This is a genomic window from Alkaliphilus metalliredigens QYMF (assembly GCF_000016985.1).
Lineage (GTDB): Bacteria > Bacillota > Clostridia > Peptostreptococcales > Natronincolaceae > Alkaliphilus_A > Alkaliphilus_A metalliredigens.
The window spans coordinates 1,481,188-1,496,242 of sequence record NC_009633.1 but is presented as its reverse complement, the minus strand read 5'-3'; the positions used below and the strand labels follow the sequence as shown (position 1 = coordinate 1,496,242).

Sequence of the window (15,055 nt, the reverse complement as noted above, 5' to 3'; positions counted from 1 at the left end):
GTCTAGAGGCTTACTCTAATCCAAATCCACTTTCAACTAATTTTGTAAGCTTGGAAAGAGCTCTGACTGCTGGTGCCCCGTCAATCACATCATGGTCAACTAATACCGTTATATAAATATACTCTCTTATTTCGATCTTATCATCTATCACACCAGGTTTCTTAACGATTGAACCAATTGCAAAACAAAGTGGGTGCACACTTACTGGGATCACCCAACCTCTTATTCTACCCACCATACCAACAGATGTTACCATGACAGTTCCCATATTTTCTTTTATTAAAAAGGGGTTCCGAATAATATTCTTCCATATTAGACCCCTAAGCAATCCTGGCATGGAATAATATACTTTCATTAAAAAATCATTCTTTTTTTCTCCTAATATGTAATCCCCGTTATCCTCTATGGATTGATTTTGTGCATCTCTTGTTTCATTGCGAATATCTGAAATGCTTTTTTCATTTACCTTTCGAATCACATAGGGTAATGGCACTTTCTTGCCCTGAACTTCTCTTTCTATTACTATTGCGATATCAATATCATCAAAAATAACGACTTTTCTTTTTCCTTTTCTGATTCCATGGATCTCTTTGCATTCTTCAACCGCACAGCCAATACATTTGATTAACCATGAATTAAAGGAAATCTTTTGTGATAATTTTCTTTTTTCAAAAATATTCTTGCGTGCTTCCGTAACATCTAGCTCTATCAGTGCTCTTATGTGATGTTTCTTTAAACCAGCTATGCCAATATCAATAGTGGCTATTCTACTTATTGGGAATGTATCTATTTTGTACTCTCCAACATTCTTCACATTTTACCTCCTTATACGACTTTTCTTTTAGAAAAATTCAATGAAATACTAAAGAATACAACATTCCAATATGCCACAGATTATTCACCTTTAATTCTTCAATTTGGTAATTTCCAAATTCTATATTGCATCCACAATTATATAGGCAGTATTGTAATGATGTAACCCCCAACAATTAAACTTAGAACATTTGCTGCAATCACATAGGATACCTTTACAGACCTGGAATGTTCTTTTATAAACATTAAAAATGCAAATATCTCAGCGCTAATGATAATTATTTCAGCAAATATCAGGGAAAAAAGTATGTAACTCTGCATAGGCGGAAATCCATTGATCCAAATATTTAATGCTCCTTGAGTCACTAAATTTATCATAAGAAAAGCGATCCATGATTGTTTGTTCTTGAAACCAAATTGCCAGAATAAAGCGCCTTCTATGAGAAGTGTCAAAATGACCCGCATGGTAACGAGTGAAATGGATCTTGATAACAGTTTTCCAGGGGTTAGTGTTTGCCCATCTAAATCCAATGTATATATATTATTATATGATTTTATTGGCTTCTCCAAAGGGATTTCATACTTGAGTTCCCCCGTACTAATCCTAAGGGTATAGTCAGAAGCCATTCGGATTTCATGGGAATAAAAAGTATAATGTGTTTCAATTAATTTATTTGTTTCTCTGGCTTTTGCAGAAGTATCTCCAGATCCAATGGTGATTTCCAAGTCATTTGGGGCATTGGGTACGATAATCAGTATAGATGGTGGCTCAGCTGAATTGCCATAGCTAATATTTGATGTCAATATTGATATAAAGATAGTCAGAAGTACGATAATAAACATTCTATTTTTCTTGAACATATTAATTCTCATCTTCTTTCTTTAATTTTAATGAGCTTATTTCTATATATAATTATCCGAAGTAGGGCTATTTGATATTACTTACTTACTTACTTACTTACTTACTTACTTACTTACTTACTCTTGTTCCACCTCCACCTATTGATCCTGATGCTCCAAGTATAAAACCAAAATCATGCAGAACCCCTTTATTGTTAATTTCATAAATACGTACATTGGGATTAAATAAGCTCACTATGAATGTGATTGGTGCGATAACACCATGCCAAAATCCTGCTGGTTCAACACCTGGAAACTTATATTTTGAATTTGGTCCTGCCACTAAAAGAATATTTGCCATCATTGTTCCTCCTTTATTTTTGTTGAATTGCAGAATCATTGCTTGTGTTTAAAAGTATATGTAAAGAATATTTGTTTTTTATTTACTCATCCATAGGTTCTAATAACTTCTGATTCTTCCCATCATTAATTCGTCAACGTATTCTCCATTTCGTATGCCTGCTTTTTTCTTTGTCCCTTCAATTTGAAAATTAAATTTCTTGTATAAATGAATGGCTTTTTCATTATCAGCAAAAACGGTTAATTCAACTCTTATGAGCATCAGCCAGTTGTCAGCAATGTCAATAATAGCTTCCATTAATTTAGTCCCAACACCACTATTCTGAAAATCCTTATGAACCATAATTCCAATGCTAGCAGAATGACGTTGTCTAGAATTGGGAAATATATCAAGTCCAGCAGAGCCAATTATCTTTTCTTCACCGCTTTCTTTAACAACAGCAACAAATTGGTGTGTGTTATTACCCATATTAACAATATAATCTTCATTTCTTTTGATTCTCTCAGATGGAATACCGAGAATGTTCTCAAAAACCCCAGGCATACGTCTAAGTTCATTAACTCCTTTACCATCACTAACACATATCGGTCTAATATAAATTTCCATAATCATTCCTCCAGCCCTTATATAATATATACCTCTTTCCAAATCATTTAACTAAAATGTTACAGTGATCTCACAACCCCTCAATTAGCTTATACTGTTAACTCTAATCTGTTTCCATCAGGGTCTAATATGCAACTTTCATAATACCCATCACCTGTATAACGTGGCTGACTTATTACCCTACAGCCTGCTTTCATTAACTCATCTGTAAGGCTGTTAACTTTCTCAATGCTTCCCACTGAAATGGCAATATGTATTAATCCCATATGTTGATTCTCTGTGTCATTTAAATTCAATGGAATTGTTGGCATCTGCATAAGTTCAAGTCTGGCACCAGAATCAAATTTAATAAAATATGATTCAAAGGATTTCTTGGAATTTTCATATTTTTCTCCAGCAATTCCACCAAAATAATCTGTATAAAACACCTTTAATTTTTCGATATTTCTAGTCCATATAGCAACATGCTCAATTTTCACTATTAATACATCCTTTCTAATAAGTAATAAGTAGTCTATTTAGACACAATATAATGGGATTACATAACTTATCTTTCAGAAATAGCCCCCCAAAATAGTTCTGATATCACCATACATACTGTCAATCACAACTTGTTCCTAGAACCAAAGTACAACAAATTTGCTCAGTTCCTTTGCACCATCCATTTCTTCATTGCTATTTTTTTAAAGAAGCTTTGTCCAACCCTTGCATAATTGCATATACTTTACGAGTCGTATTGACGTTTCTCACTGTCATTCTTTTATATAGGGCTGTGCTGACAAGCTTCATCAATCCGCTTTTCGTAACATTTCTCTTGTCAACAGACCACAAAACAGCTCCTGGGATATACATAACCGTATCTATTTTAGGTTTAATTACTAGTTTATTAAGTACTTCCTCATTATCGATTTCTTCCCATAAAAACAGTACATCACATTTCATATCTTCATTATTCTTCCAAGACTCCGGCAGAATTCTCATCATGTAATGAAAATCATCTATGCTACGGATCAAAACCTTTATATGGAACTGAAAGTTCTCGAATATGGCTTTCTCAATAATCGCTACTATTTCTTCTTTAATATGTTCTATATCGGTGAAAATCACATTTCCAGAATTGATATATGTGACTACAGATTCCATGCCTATCCGTACAAAAGTTTCTTTCAGTAGCTTCATATCAATTTTATTTTTCCCGCCAACATTTATCCCACGCAGTAAAGCAACATAGATCATGAGCTTACCCCCTTGATTTGTATGTGGACGCACATTTACCTACTGTCACGTCTTTAAAAGAAATAACGACATAATGCCTATATTAGCCCCACCACATAGCCATAACGAGTAATGACCAAATAAAAATCGTTACACCTAACAATCTATCGTACGATAATACATCATTATTTATTAATATCATTTCAATATCCGCTTCCACATTACTTTCTTATCTTTAATATCAAACCATTGTTTGCTCTCTGTAATTCCTGACTTGCTATCCGCACTAGAGAATGTGGGGAGCCTCCACCAGTATATATACTTTCCTTTTCCATTACCTTGGGATCAATAATAAAAGTAGCTTGATAGCCAAAGGAAGGAACGCCACCACAAGGAAACCCTGTCTTTTCAAGAATCTCACCCTCGTTGGCAGTTCTTGGTGCTTCAATATTTAAAGCCTTTCCAACTCTTTTTGTACTTGCTCTATCCTCACCTTTTACAATTGCTACAATGAGGTTATCATTATTATCCACCATACATATATTTTTAACTAGGTCTTCAGGTGAAGCACCTACTGTATTTGCTGCCTCTTCAACAGAGTGACACACATTTTCAAATACTAACTGTTCCGCTACTATGTTACTTTCAGAAATATACCCTTTAAGTTTTTCTTCATATTGTTTCATTTTCTACCTCCGTATGTTATTTGTTATTGGGATAAAAGCAGAGGATACGATTTTCTTTACCATCTTCCTTTTTATGTGTCAACAATGATATTACCATTTTCCTTAGTAATAAGTTCAATGAATCTATCCCTATCTTTAGGTGATATAAGTATCATGCTAGAGTACCCATACCTTATCTGCAGTCTTTCAATTGAAAGTGCAGGAGATGAAAGTGGATTGCGTGTCTTTTTTATACTCTTGATGTCCTTTATGGGTATGTACCATTTAAATGGACCACATTTTATTTTGAGTATTCCTTTTGAAATCCCATAGTTTGTGCCAAACCATAGCCATCCCACAAAAATAACAGTTAATAACATAACAAATTTGATAAGTCTACCTTCAGCAAAAAGTGTATTTATAAAACCTCCACCTACTGAGATCCAGATAAGAAGCCTAATCCAAATATCTCGTTTAGAATCAAATTTCATAAAAAAACCTCCCACTACTTCTAGTTTAATTCTCAATTAAGTTAAATCTTTTTATCACATGTAGGTAGCTACTTACAATACAGATTTGATTATTTTCATCATCGCATTACTAGCTAACCTATGTCCTTTTCCGTTTATCTGATTGGTGGTACCACAGAAGTATAGATCAGTTTGGGAATTATAAAAGGCAAAAGAGCCTGTTTGTCCCCAAAAGCCTACTATCTCTTCAATTGGTTTAAATGGTGACACGATTCTTGGTATCCATAATTTTTCTAAACCTATTCCAAATTGAAACATTCCTGGAGGTGGCAGAATTAAATTCCACTGCTTTAAATCATTGATTTTTTCCTTTGGGAAGAAACGTCCATTGAAAAATTCTTTTAAAAAGATCATTAACTCATCAGCTGTTGAAACAATTCCACCTTCAACTGTTACTGATGCCATATATTGAGGTAACCACAATTGTTGGGATTTATAGTAGAAAGGCACGGGTGTATTATCGTTAGTATCACTATATGCGTAGGTGTTAGGTAAATTCAATTTAGAAAATATATAGTCATGAAAAACTTCACCGATCTTTTTCCCTGTCACATTTTCTATGATTCTACCTAGGAGCTGGTAGTTCGAATCAGAATACGCTGCTTTCCTCTTTGCCCCTGGCTTAAAATTAGGTTTTAGATCCTTTATTAAACCAATTGTTTTATCCAAGTGCCAGGCTTCATCATTACCCTCCATCAGTTCATCTGCAGCGGTTCTACCATTATCTTGCTTATGAAAGAAATAATCAGGTAGACCCGATGTATTAGAAATTAAATGAGCAATCGTAATCTCATCAGAATAATCAACACCCTTTAAGACATGAAGTCCCTCACAAAAGTGACCAGGTAAATATTTTGAGATTTTATCATTTAGCGCTATACGATTCTCCCCAATAAGTTGCATCACTACCGCTGTCACATAAAGTTTAGTAACACTTGCAATGAGGAATCTACTATCCTTTTGCATATCACCGGCTGCCCCCGTCCAGGAGAAACTTCTGTCGCTATTCTCAACGCACAATACAGCACTGAAAATCCTTTTGTTGTCAACCATTTTATTAAGTAAGTCATTGAGTAATTTTTCATTAACCATTCTTTTTCTCATCTCCTTAATTCAGTTAATTTTCTAAATACAATACCCAAGTCCGTTTTATACTTCATTCATTATTATTTCTTTTAACTTATGATAAAACTTTTCATTTAATTTAGGTCTTTTCCTAGTTCTTTCTGATAGTATTATTGCTTCCTTTGGGCAATGATGTACACAACGGAAACAATACTCACAATTAACGTTTTCATGTTCGGGGTAAGATTTCTTTGTTTCCCAACAATTTCTAATACAATTATTCATACACTTGTAGCATTTTGCACAATATTCTTCCATTATCTTGAAATTATGCTTTTTAGCTTCACCTAAAACTTTATTTGGATAGTTCAATATTGTATAAAGCTTAAAGGGTGGACATTTGATGCTTTTAACATTAGTTTCTATAATTTTTTTTACTTCTTGTATATCTGCCTCTATTTTCTTAGCTACTTTTCTTTCATAACTAAACATCATGGGTATTGGTGGTAATAATAAAGCACCATCAGTTGCGGGGGCTCTATAACTACAACATCCTCTTATTATTATGTTTTTTTCCGTACACTTTTTAATAAATTTCCTCAATGTATTTCCTGAATACAATCCACAAGTTGTAAGTGCAAAAGCCTCTTTACTTTCTTTAAATACAGGCATATTATTAATAAACTCCATCATGGAATGAGAGGGTTCACAATGATATGTAGGAAAAGCAAAAATAAAAAAATCATATCCTGAGAGTTTTTTGTAATCATATTCTAAATTTATCGAGCTTATCTCTACTCTATATAATGGACTTAATTTTTGGCAATAAATTTCTGCTATTGTTTTAGTACTGCCTGCTCCTGAGTGATATATAATCAATAATCTTTTTTTAGTATTCATACAAAATCCTTTCTACTTTTAGATTATTAGAAACTATTATAAAAATGATATTACTTTTATAAGTGACTCCCAAATTCTTTTCTATTAGCAGCTGTTCATCTAAAGTCGCTTGCCTTAAAGTTAACATTTTTATAATCTATTGTATATTTCTCCAATTACTTCCACATTCCTTCTCTCTAAAATAAACAGTATGAGAAAATTCATAAACTTCCTTTAAAAAGAAGAAGTAAACATTCTTACCTAGTATGACTTTAATGTAACGTATGAACAAACATAAAATTTAAAACCGCCGTTCAATTTGATCCATGCATTTACTTCAGATAAAAGATAAACCCTACTTTTGTAGGGTTTAAGTATACATAAAAAAGAATGAATTCTTCCGTTATTTAATTTTTCTTTCTTCAACATAAGCATCCGTTAGTTTAAGATGAAATCATGAAAGTTTTAGCTAGTATCTTTTGTTACTTTGTAAATCTTTTTCATACCAAATCTGAAAAACATATATTAAAAGGGCTACTCCAATCATCATTAAATATGTAATATGTGGTGACATTTCGCCTGTTGCTAATCCCATTTTTTCTTGTATTGGATACCATAAATATATATATATATACACCATCCAATATTAGATTTGTTATTAAGTAAACAATAAATTTTCCGTAGGTAAACTTGAAAATCCATATTGTTGCTACTAAATATGCACTATATACCCAAGGAATATTTGCCACTTTTTCCCAGTCAAACAGCCCAGGTTCTCTCCACCAATTATAATGATATGCAGCTTGATAAATAAGCGTGTTGACTACAGTAACAAACAATGTAACTGGAAGAAATCTTCTAAGAGTTTTATCTCCAATTAGTACTAGTGATGCAATAGGAATTAGAAATATTAGCCATTGTATTATTTGTTTCACATTGATTCTCCTTAAAAATTAATAATTCAATTATCTAATTATTCCGCATATGTTTAGATTGAATGTATTGATTGAAAAAAAGAAAAAGCCATACATTTATGACTTTTTCAGTGGCCTCCCGTAAGAGTGTGTTTGCCCTAGTCTTGGCAATTAGTAATTACTTATTATTTATTTGTTTAACTGGCCTTGCTTCTATATAACCCCTGTAGCCTTGAGGTTCCAGCTGAAACCTTGGCCCTTCATCGTCTGCCCATTCAAAACCATAAATCTGAGGATTGTATTTTTTCATAACATCACATAATTCTTCAATTGCTTCAACAAACTTCTCATCTTCATAGGGCTCTCCTTGGAAAACCATCATCTTACATGGTGGAAGTTCTATAACATCAAACCCCTCTGGAACTCGTCCTGCATAATTAATAGGCACTTCTACACCTTGAACATATGAGGATGTCCCTGGCTTAATCAAATTTTCTGACAACCACATACCAGCAGGTTCGTACATTGCTTCTTTTATACTAATAAGTATACCCCAAACCTCACATTCAACTTCTTCGCAATACTCAAAATAATGTGTAGCCTTAATTCCTCTTTTTATAATTAGTTTTCTTGATGGTCTCTCTACCACTTGGACAAATACAGTATTTGTTCTTTTTTTATCAGACATCATAACCTCTCCTTTTTGCAATGTAAGGTAATACTCACGAATACGATTGGGTATAAAAAGCTGTATAGGCTCCGGACTATTACTGTACTTTTTGGGGGATACTCCAAACTGTTTACTAAAAGCTCTTGTAAACCCTTCGTGGGAGTCAAAAACAAAATCAAATGCTACATCTATCACTTTTGTTCGTTTGTCTCGTAGTAATAGGGCTGCTTTGGTCAATCGCAAAGCCCTCATATATTCAAATGGTGCCTTACCGGTCAGTTCTTTAAAAATCCTTGCAGAATGCCATTGTGAATATCCTGCCACTTTTGCAAGATCACTAAGTGTAATAGGACAGTTTAAGTTCTGTTCAATATAGTCCTGCATACGCTGTACTGCATTTATTACTTCCCATCGCTCCATGGTTCCACCTCCTATCAAAAGGATATCACTCTAGGTTTTATTTTTCTTGACATCCATTGCTAACAATTTTAAATGATATTTAAATTTTTTATCACATATGGGTATAACTACATTTAATAGTTTTAAATTTTGCCTTCCAAGAGGGGGTGAAGCTTCCACAATGGTTTGGCATCCTGATGCACTTAATTGTCTTAGTATAGGGAAAACTTCATCAAATCGTTTCTGATTATAAGATTCATCATACTGTTTGTCAAAATACATTCTACTTGCTATTTACTTTAAATTTCCGCTGTCTAACATAGGTTCATACATCATAATTGCATGATTTTCAGTGATGAATTCATCATCGATCAGTTCATTTTCAAGATTGTACACCTTTCTATGTATCTTATTATGCCTTAGATAACCACCCCAAAACTCATGGGTTATCCAGTGCTCTTTTTCATAAACTTCGTACCTTCTTGTAGGGGGTACCTCTACTCTCCATTCTCCAATTAAATCTGTATCCGTTAAATAAACAACTAATTGATAATTATAATTTGTTTCATTTTTAATCTGCAAATCAAGGTAATTATACGCACATGTTGCGCCACTTCCAAATGGTTGGCTTCTTTTAGAATCAGGGAATACATCATAACTATGTCGGTATCTCTCGGTGACAGTTAAAGGTGAATGTAATGTCATCCAATATATCAAATTTGATAACTGACATAATCCTCCACCTACTCCTGTTGTCACTTTTCCATAAAATAAAACCATAGCATCAACATAGCCTTTTTTTCTTGTTGTATTACCAATTAAGCGCCAGTAAGAAAAGGTTTCACTTGGTTCTATTATAATCCTGTTTAGTTTATTTGAAGCAATTTCAAGGTTCTTTACTTTATTATATTGCAACCACATATCTACTCCTTTAAGCTTACGTAGTAATGGCGTCTTATACTGAAAAACCACATGTGGTAGTAGAGAATTTTCTTTTCGAGTAGCATATTTTTTCTTTCCTAGATACCAATTAAAATATCGCATTAAACGATAATATTTCTTTCCGCAATATATTCTTAAAGAGCTCCTTTTAACGGGTTTCAATAATGACATGTCTTTTTCATCCCCCCTTCTAGAAATTATCGTTACATAAAATAATAGTCAAGATTGAAACAATTCCTGGTAAAGATTGAGCTCATTATCTTGTTTTTCTCATATTGATTAATTGGATAAATCTTTTCTGAGTAGGTAAACCGTTTAGTTTATCTTTTGGGGGAAAGCTCTTATCAAATTCTTTTGAGGCTATTTCATCAATTTCATACACCGAATCCTCAAGAAAACGCCCTATAATCAAAAGGGGTTTCATTTCTTAATTTAATATTTTCCATTTTACCATCCACCTCACAAATAGGAATAGCCTTCGTTTACCTTGTAACCTGAATATGACCTAAACATTTTTCGAATATTTTTTATCAGACGCACTATCTCCTATTGAAACAACATCTTCAAATTTCATATCATGTTCATTACAAAAACTTACCGTGAGTAACCTAGCAGCATATAATTGTAATATCCATGGTGGCGGTTTAAAAAATCCCAATGTAACCTTCCTCTACAGCTTTACCAATGAGAAATGATACAAACGATTTAGCCATAGAAAATGATGTATTTATGGACTCTCTACACTTCCTGATGGAGGAATTGCAGGTTTTACTAACTCATTAAGTGTTTCATGTCTTAAACCTAACTCTGTACCTCCCGTTGCAAAAACACTGTATAATTTAGCCATGCTTCTCACCAAACCTATACCGTTTCCTGAAGGTAACTCTAAAGAACGTGAGACCCTACCATTAAAATTCTTATGTGCCAGGTGTCTTTTGGGATCAACCATAGCCTTCATTGTAAGTGACCACGGTTTTAAAAATTCCTTCAAAAGAGGAAATGGCATTTCACCTATTTGTAGGAATAGTTGAAGTGGGTGATTAATACCCTTGATATGCGCTATTCTTGAATCATCTATTTTCTCTGGGAGTCCAATGTATAATTCTAACCCTAGTGGTTCTGCAATTCCCTCTTGAAGAGATTCACCCAAACTTCTCTGTTGTGGATCCACCCTCCGCAAGAGCTCTCCTTCATACCATCCTAGGGTCCAACAATGGCACCCTTGTTTTTCTCCTGGATTCCAACTAGGCTTTTGTTTAGCTAGCTCCTTAGATACTTTTTCAGATCTTTGATAAATTCATGGGTTTTGTTCTCTGGATCATAAATCAATTATTATGTCTACAATGTATGTACTTTTACTCTAAGCATAATCGTTTATATTTCACCTTTCCATTGACTGGCCAACATACCGTAAATCACATGGCTGACATAGTGGTCATACAACCACTCCACTTCTCTTACCATCCCCTCATTAGTAAACCCCAATCTCTCTGGAATAGCCCTACTTTTGTGATTTTTTTCAGCACATCTAATTTCCACTCTATTTAAATTTAATTCTACTAATGCATATTCTGTAAATACTTTAGTCGCTTTTGTCATTATTCCGTTACCTTCATAACCCTCAGCCAGCCAATAACCTATACTGGTTGACTTATGTGTCCAATCAACATTATGATAACCAATCACTCCAGCTAGACTCCCTTTATACCAGATTCCTGCTTGAAATCCGTTATTTGAGGCAAATTGCTTTTTAGTCATTTCTATAAATGCTTTTGTATCTTCCACGTTTTTGGTACCATCAACCCACGGAAGCCATTTTCTAAGATGATACCTAGATGTATCAATCAATTTATATAACTCTTCCCCATTGTTAATATCTAACATTTTCATCTCAACTTCTTTATCTACAATATACTTAAACATAAATATCCCCCTCGCCTTATTATTTCATTGCCCAGTGTGTTGGACTAGTAAGTGACAAGGGTAACTTAGTGCTAGTATCTCCCTTGGCTGTGTTGATTTGGGCTTGAGTAAGAAAAATACTTCTGGAAAGGTTGGCTCCTCTGAGATCAGCATCTCGGAAATCAGCTCCGATGACATCAGCTCCACTTAAATCGACTCCTCTAAGATCAGCCGCAATAAGGTAGGCTCCTCTCAGATTTTCGCCTCTCAGATCATTTTTCCTCAGATCTGCGCCGATAAAGTCAATTCCTCTTCCAAGGGTATTTTTGTGCCTTAAAGTAGTCTTGTTTCCTCTACTAGCTTCAGCTCGTACAAGTTCACTGGTCTTTAAGAGTAGCTTATTAACATTGTTGCGATGTACTACAACGTCTAGTTCCATAAATGAGTCGAGACTAGCATGGGTAAGGCGTTCAGTCTCATCGATCATGGATCTGATCGCCCCATGGATAGGCGATGTTACCTGTAACATCAGTGCTTCTGTAAGATACCAAAGTAACTCATGAAGTTGCCGCATGATTAGGAACACCTCAAACATTTGTTTCTCTGACTCCGGGATTTTTCGCCAGTCGTGTCCATTGAAACTGACTTGAGCAACCTTTTGCCCAGCACCAAAACAGTCAAATGCAATACAACCTTTAAGCCCCCGCTCCATTAGACTTTTGTGAACACAACAGCTAAAATCGGGTTGTAGGTTAAGACAAGGCTGGCCAGCGTCTTTGTCCTTAGGGAAACCTTCAGAGGCTGAAAAATATAGTGCAACACAACACAAACCAAAACAGTTCCCACAGTCAGCTTGAAGATCTCGTCGATTCTTATCAGATAAACGTTTCTCAGACACAATTTCATTATTGCTCTTTTTTTCATATAAGTATTTCATAATCTATTTACCTCACATTTCCAAAATATAATTACTTCAAAAAACTTCGCCTAATTAAAAGGGGTTTCGTTTCGTAATTTAATGTTTTTCATTTTAGCATCCACCTCACAAATAAGAATAGTCTTCGTTTACCTTGCCTTGTTAACGAATATTATCAACAATAAAAATTGCTATTCCTAAAAGAATATACATAAATTCATAACTTATAGAAGCATCTATAAATGCATCAGGATGTAATTCTATAAAGAGACTATTACTCCAAACATAAATCAAAAGAATTCCCCAAGTTAGAATAAGCGTTATAACATATATTAACAATCTTGACTTTACCTTTTTTCTTAAAGTATCAAAAATAAGCAGTCCACCTTGTGATTTGGTAATCAATCTAACGTATGGCACCATTTTTAAAGTTATCATACCATTGTTCGATCTCTTCATCGCTATCTACTTCTAGTGCTTTAAATATATAATAAGCAAATTCAACAGCGGCAGTTTCATTTGCTGTAATAAAACCTCCATCAACCACAACTTGAGCAGGTAAATAAAGTGAGTCTCCATTATAATTTTTTTGGCTTTGAAATAACTCTAAAGAATCTCCTGTATGTTTTACATGGTTAAGAAAGCCATTTTTGCACAAAAAAAGAGTTGCTCCACATATGGCGGCAATAGGAACATCAGACTTTACAGCGCTTTGGATAAATCCTGCAATTTCATCATGCTCATTTTCTTCCCAGGAAAGGCCGCCTGGAAGAATAATCATAGCAAGGTTATTGATATTTTCATAATTACTTATACAATAATCTACTTCTGCTTTTATATTACCCATTGATACTTTTGCAATGGTATCAGTTGAAATTGTTTTTACCACATAGTCTGAAAAAGAATTAATCACTGCGATGGCATAGCCTGCCTCCCAATCGCACCAACGGTCTGTTAATAAAAGTAATACCTCATTTTTGTTATTTAGCATAATTTTCTTTCTCCCAAATTCATATGAATAATCTTTAGTTCGCTATCTGCTACAATTATGAGTCTCCATCTCAGCAAGCTAATTCATTTGCAGCGTCCCTGAACGAGACCCCCAATCACTTTATACTTTAATTTTAATTTATCCCACTTTTTAAGAGGAACTTCTAAAATTTCTAATAAAACATCCAACACCGAACCCATGTAAAACACTCCTTTGATTTTTCTCCATTCTTTGTGTACCCGAATTAAATATGGGCTACATTATTGTTGCAAGATATATCATAAAGTTGTGGCATATATACGAGAACTATCTCCCCATGGATGATATCCTATGCCAATATGTTGAAATCCATATCTTTCATAATATTCAATATGATTTGTGCAGAGATATAGGTGTGAAAACCCACCCTCTTTTGCATCTATCTTTGCCTGCTCCAACAGAATAGAACCATAAGCATTTCCCCTGTATTTCTCCTCAATGTAGATAGAACAAACCCAAGGATATAAATCCATACGACTAATAAAATCATTTGTAATAAGACCCGCACAACCAATTACTTTATCATTATCAATCAATAGGTACCATTGTGGTAATGAATTAGAAGTAGTAATGCAATTTGTTATGCAGTCATCATATACCTTCATGCTATTTTTGTTTGCCCACTTGCTTTGAAAATACTTGATTGCTATATCCTTATATTCAGGATATTTTTTTACTGAGATAACTTTCATTTCTTTCCATCCTTTCTCCCATATACAGTCTTTATTTTACAATGTTATAATGGCATACAGCACCACCAGATATGTCAATTGACCCCAACGCCCTCTCCCGACATTGTGGTATCAACTAACGTTTCGTATTATCGGTGCCTCCACGATTGCAATTCAGGGGTTAATGCCAAGCGCAAAACAGAAATATCAATTCCATTATATTTTCCAATAAACTCCTGCACTCTTCTAAAACCGTGCTTATAATACAATTTTATTGCCGGAACATTATTCTTTGCAACCAAAAGCCATGCCTTTTCACCAACTTCAGATACAACTCGAGTCAATAATTTAGTCCCGATCCCTCGTTGATAGTAACTTGGATCCACAAATAAAAATGAAACCAATGAATTACTTTCATATCCTGCATAACCAATAACCTTACCCTCATACTCTGCAATAATAATCGTACTATTGCGAAATGATCTAAAAAGACCTTCATCTTTATCCAGAGGGACAATATCCTCTACACTACAAGAATCCCTCATTTCATCTGACTTTGCCCGTAAAAAGATATCCAAAATGATTTTCCAATCTTTTTCTCTATAAGTTCTTAATGAATACATGATATACCTCCCCG

The 15,055-nt window shown here is 34.2% G+C and carries 22 protein-coding genes; all 22 read right to left on the bottom strand.

The genetic code is table 11. The features are described from left to right. Positions 1 to 10 precede the first annotated feature (10 nt). The gene (locus tag AMET_RS07095; protein WP_012062679.1) at positions 11 to 814 is read right to left on the bottom strand and encodes a 2-oxo acid dehydrogenase subunit E2; all 804 of its coding nucleotides are present in this window, start codon (positions 812 to 814) and stop codon (positions 11 to 13) included. Positions 815 to 951: 137 nt separating this feature from the next. Continuing rightward, positions 952 to 1,674, bottom strand: a complete 723-nt coding sequence (locus AMET_RS07090; protein WP_041720471.1) for a hypothetical protein — start codon at positions 1,672 to 1,674, stop codon at positions 952 to 954. Positions 1,675 to 1,783: 109 nt separating this feature from the next. Beyond that, the gene (locus AMET_RS07085; RefSeq protein ID WP_157047182.1) at positions 1,784 to 2,017 is read right to left on the bottom strand and encodes a hypothetical protein; all 234 of its coding nucleotides are present in this window, start codon (positions 2,015 to 2,017) and stop codon (positions 1,784 to 1,786) included. Between the two features lie 96 nt (positions 2,018 to 2,113). After that, positions 2,114 to 2,620: a GNAT family N-acetyltransferase gene (locus AMET_RS07080; RefSeq protein WP_041720469.1), complete on the bottom strand. Its 507-nt coding sequence runs from the start codon at positions 2,618 to 2,620 to the stop codon at positions 2,114 to 2,116. 89 nt (positions 2,621 to 2,709) lie between these two features. After that, the gene (locus AMET_RS07075) at positions 2,710 to 3,099 is read right to left on the bottom strand and encodes a VOC family protein (RefSeq protein ID WP_012062675.1); all 390 of its coding nucleotides are present in this window, start codon (positions 3,097 to 3,099) and stop codon (positions 2,710 to 2,712) included. A 196-nt stretch (positions 3,100 to 3,295) separates the two neighbouring features. Beyond that, entirely contained in the window at positions 3,296 to 3,856 is a 561-nt protein-coding gene (locus AMET_RS07070) for a DUF1697 domain-containing protein (protein ID WP_012062674.1), read from the bottom strand. 200 nt (positions 3,857 to 4,056) lie between these two features. Continuing rightward, on the bottom strand, positions 4,057 to 4,521 hold the full coding sequence (locus AMET_RS07065; RefSeq protein WP_012062673.1) for a YbaK/EbsC family protein: 465 nt from the start codon (positions 4,519 to 4,521) through the stop codon (positions 4,057 to 4,059). Positions 4,522 to 4,592: 71 nt separating this feature from the next. Beyond that, the gene (locus AMET_RS07060) at positions 4,593 to 4,991 is read right to left on the bottom strand and encodes a PH domain-containing protein (RefSeq protein WP_041720467.1); all 399 of its coding nucleotides are present in this window, start codon (positions 4,989 to 4,991) and stop codon (positions 4,593 to 4,595) included. A gap of 72 nt (positions 4,992 to 5,063) precedes the next feature. Next, positions 5,064 to 6,122 carry a serine hydrolase domain-containing protein gene (locus AMET_RS07055; protein ID WP_012062671.1) on the bottom strand — a complete coding sequence of 353 codons (1,059 nt, stop codon included), beginning with the start codon at positions 6,120 to 6,122 and terminating at the stop codon, positions 5,064 to 5,066. A 57-nt stretch (positions 6,123 to 6,179) separates the two neighbouring features. Then, on the bottom strand, positions 6,180 to 6,995 hold the full coding sequence (locus AMET_RS07050; protein WP_012062670.1) for an EFR1 family ferrodoxin: 816 nt from the start codon (positions 6,993 to 6,995) through the stop codon (positions 6,180 to 6,182). Between the two features lie 479 nt (positions 6,996 to 7,474). Further along, positions 7,475 to 7,909, bottom strand: a complete 435-nt coding sequence (locus tag AMET_RS07045; protein ID WP_012062669.1) for a hypothetical protein — start codon at positions 7,907 to 7,909, stop codon at positions 7,475 to 7,477. A gap of 157 nt (positions 7,910 to 8,066) precedes the next feature. Then, positions 8,067 to 8,978 carry a helix-turn-helix domain-containing protein gene (locus AMET_RS07040; protein ID WP_012062668.1) on the bottom strand — a complete coding sequence of 304 codons (912 nt, stop codon included), beginning with the start codon at positions 8,976 to 8,978 and terminating at the stop codon, positions 8,067 to 8,069. 30 nt (positions 8,979 to 9,008) lie between these two features. Further along, positions 9,009 to 9,239 carry a hypothetical protein gene (locus AMET_RS07035; RefSeq protein WP_012062667.1) on the bottom strand — a complete coding sequence of 77 codons (231 nt, stop codon included), beginning with the start codon at positions 9,237 to 9,239 and terminating at the stop codon, positions 9,009 to 9,011. 12 nt (positions 9,240 to 9,251) lie between these two features. Next, positions 9,252 to 10,070 (bottom strand): VanW family protein, encoded by an 819-nt coding sequence (locus AMET_RS07030; protein WP_012062666.1) that lies wholly within the window; start codon positions 10,068 to 10,070, stop codon positions 9,252 to 9,254. Between the two features lie 85 nt (positions 10,071 to 10,155). Next, positions 10,156 to 10,323: a hypothetical protein gene (locus tag AMET_RS26355; protein WP_012062665.1), complete on the bottom strand. Its 168-nt coding sequence runs from the start codon at positions 10,321 to 10,323 to the stop codon at positions 10,156 to 10,158. A gap of 303 nt (positions 10,324 to 10,626) precedes the next feature. Next, positions 10,627 to 11,196 carry a serine hydrolase gene (locus AMET_RS07025; RefSeq protein WP_157047180.1) on the bottom strand — a complete coding sequence of 190 codons (570 nt, stop codon included), beginning with the start codon at positions 11,194 to 11,196 and terminating at the stop codon, positions 10,627 to 10,629. 77 nt (positions 11,197 to 11,273) lie between these two features. Then, entirely contained in the window at positions 11,274 to 11,822 is a 549-nt protein-coding gene (locus AMET_RS07020; protein ID WP_012062664.1) for a GNAT family N-acetyltransferase, read from the bottom strand. A gap of 19 nt (positions 11,823 to 11,841) precedes the next feature. After that, a complete protein-coding gene (locus AMET_RS27045) occupies positions 11,842 to 12,375 on the bottom strand; it encodes a pentapeptide repeat-containing protein (protein WP_330368709.1) in 534 nt (177 codons plus the stop codon). A 504-nt stretch (positions 12,376 to 12,879) separates the two neighbouring features. Beyond that, complete coding sequence (locus tag AMET_RS07010) at positions 12,880 to 13,155, bottom strand: DUF6608 family protein (RefSeq protein WP_041720464.1); 276 nt, start codon at positions 13,153 to 13,155, stop codon at positions 12,880 to 12,882. Then, positions 13,124 to 13,708 (bottom strand): type 1 glutamine amidotransferase family protein, encoded by a 585-nt coding sequence (locus tag AMET_RS07005; protein WP_012062662.1) that lies wholly within the window; start codon positions 13,706 to 13,708, stop codon positions 13,124 to 13,126. The genes AMET_RS07010 and AMET_RS07005 overlap by 32 nt, the downstream gene beginning before the upstream one ends. Before the next feature lie 278 nt (positions 13,709 to 13,986). After that, the gene (locus tag AMET_RS07000; RefSeq protein ID WP_012062661.1) at positions 13,987 to 14,439 is read right to left on the bottom strand and encodes a GNAT family N-acetyltransferase; all 453 of its coding nucleotides are present in this window, start codon (positions 14,437 to 14,439) and stop codon (positions 13,987 to 13,989) included. A 128-nt stretch (positions 14,440 to 14,567) separates the two neighbouring features. Next, positions 14,568 to 15,041 carry a GNAT family N-acetyltransferase gene (locus AMET_RS06995; RefSeq protein ID WP_012062660.1) on the bottom strand — a complete coding sequence of 158 codons (474 nt, stop codon included), beginning with the start codon at positions 15,039 to 15,041 and terminating at the stop codon, positions 14,568 to 14,570. Between the last annotated feature and the right edge of the window lie 14 nt (positions 15,042 to 15,055).

Coding starts and splice junctions, on each gene's coding strand:
- AMET_RS07090 (WP_041720471.1), bottom strand. CDS start 1,674: ATGTTCAAGAAAAATAGAATGTTTATTATCGTACTTCTGACTATCTTT.
- AMET_RS07085 (WP_157047182.1), bottom strand. CDS start 2,017: ATGATGGCAAATATTCTTTTAGTGGCAGGACCAAATTCAAAATATAAG.
- AMET_RS07080 (WP_041720469.1), bottom strand. CDS start 2,620: ATGGAAATTTATATTAGACCGATATGTGTTAGTGATGGTAAAGGAGTT.
- AMET_RS07070 (WP_012062674.1), bottom strand. CDS start 3,856: ATGATCTATGTTGCTTTACTGCGTGGGATAAATGTTGGCGGGAAAAAT.
- AMET_RS07065 (WP_012062673.1), bottom strand. CDS start 4,521: ATGAAACAATATGAAGAAAAACTTAAAGGGTATATTTCTGAAAGTAAC.
- AMET_RS07060 (WP_041720467.1), bottom strand. CDS start 4,991: ATGAAATTTGATTCTAAACGAGATATTTGGATTAGGCTTCTTATCTGG.
- AMET_RS07055 (WP_012062671.1), bottom strand. CDS start 6,122: ATGGTTAATGAAAAATTACTCAATGACTTACTTAATAAAATGGTTGAC.
- AMET_RS07050 (WP_012062670.1), bottom strand. CDS start 6,995: ATGAATACTAAAAAAAGATTATTGATTATATATCACTCAGGAGCAGGC.
- AMET_RS07040 (WP_012062668.1), bottom strand. CDS start 8,978: ATGGAGCGATGGGAAGTAATAAATGCAGTACAGCGTATGCAGGACTAT.
- AMET_RS07035 (WP_012062667.1), bottom strand. CDS start 9,239: ATGTATTTTGACAAACAGTATGATGAATCTTATAATCAGAAACGATTT.
- AMET_RS07030 (WP_012062666.1), bottom strand. CDS start 10,070: ATGTCATTATTGAAACCCGTTAAAAGGAGCTCTTTAAGAATATATTGC.
- AMET_RS26355 (WP_012062665.1), bottom strand. CDS start 10,323: ATGAAACCCCTTTTGATTATAGGGCGTTTTCTTGAGGATTCGGTGTAT.
- AMET_RS07020 (WP_012062664.1), bottom strand. CDS start 11,822: ATGTTTAAGTATATTGTAGATAAAGAAGTTGAGATGAAAATGTTAGAT.
- AMET_RS27045 (WP_330368709.1), bottom strand. CDS start 12,375: ATGCGGCAACTTCATGAGTTACTTTGGTATCTTACAGAAGCACTGATG.
- AMET_RS07010 (WP_041720464.1), bottom strand. CDS start 13,155: ATGATAACTTTAAAAATGGTGCCATACGTTAGATTGATTACCAAATCA.
- AMET_RS07005 (WP_012062662.1), bottom strand. CDS start 13,708: ATGCTAAATAACAAAAATGAGGTATTACTTTTATTAACAGACCGTTGG.
- AMET_RS07000 (WP_012062661.1), bottom strand. CDS start 14,439: ATGAAAGTTATCTCAGTAAAAAAATATCCTGAATATAAGGATATAGCA.
- AMET_RS06995 (WP_012062660.1), bottom strand. CDS start 15,041: ATGTATTCATTAAGAACTTATAGAGAAAAAGATTGGAAAATCATTTTG.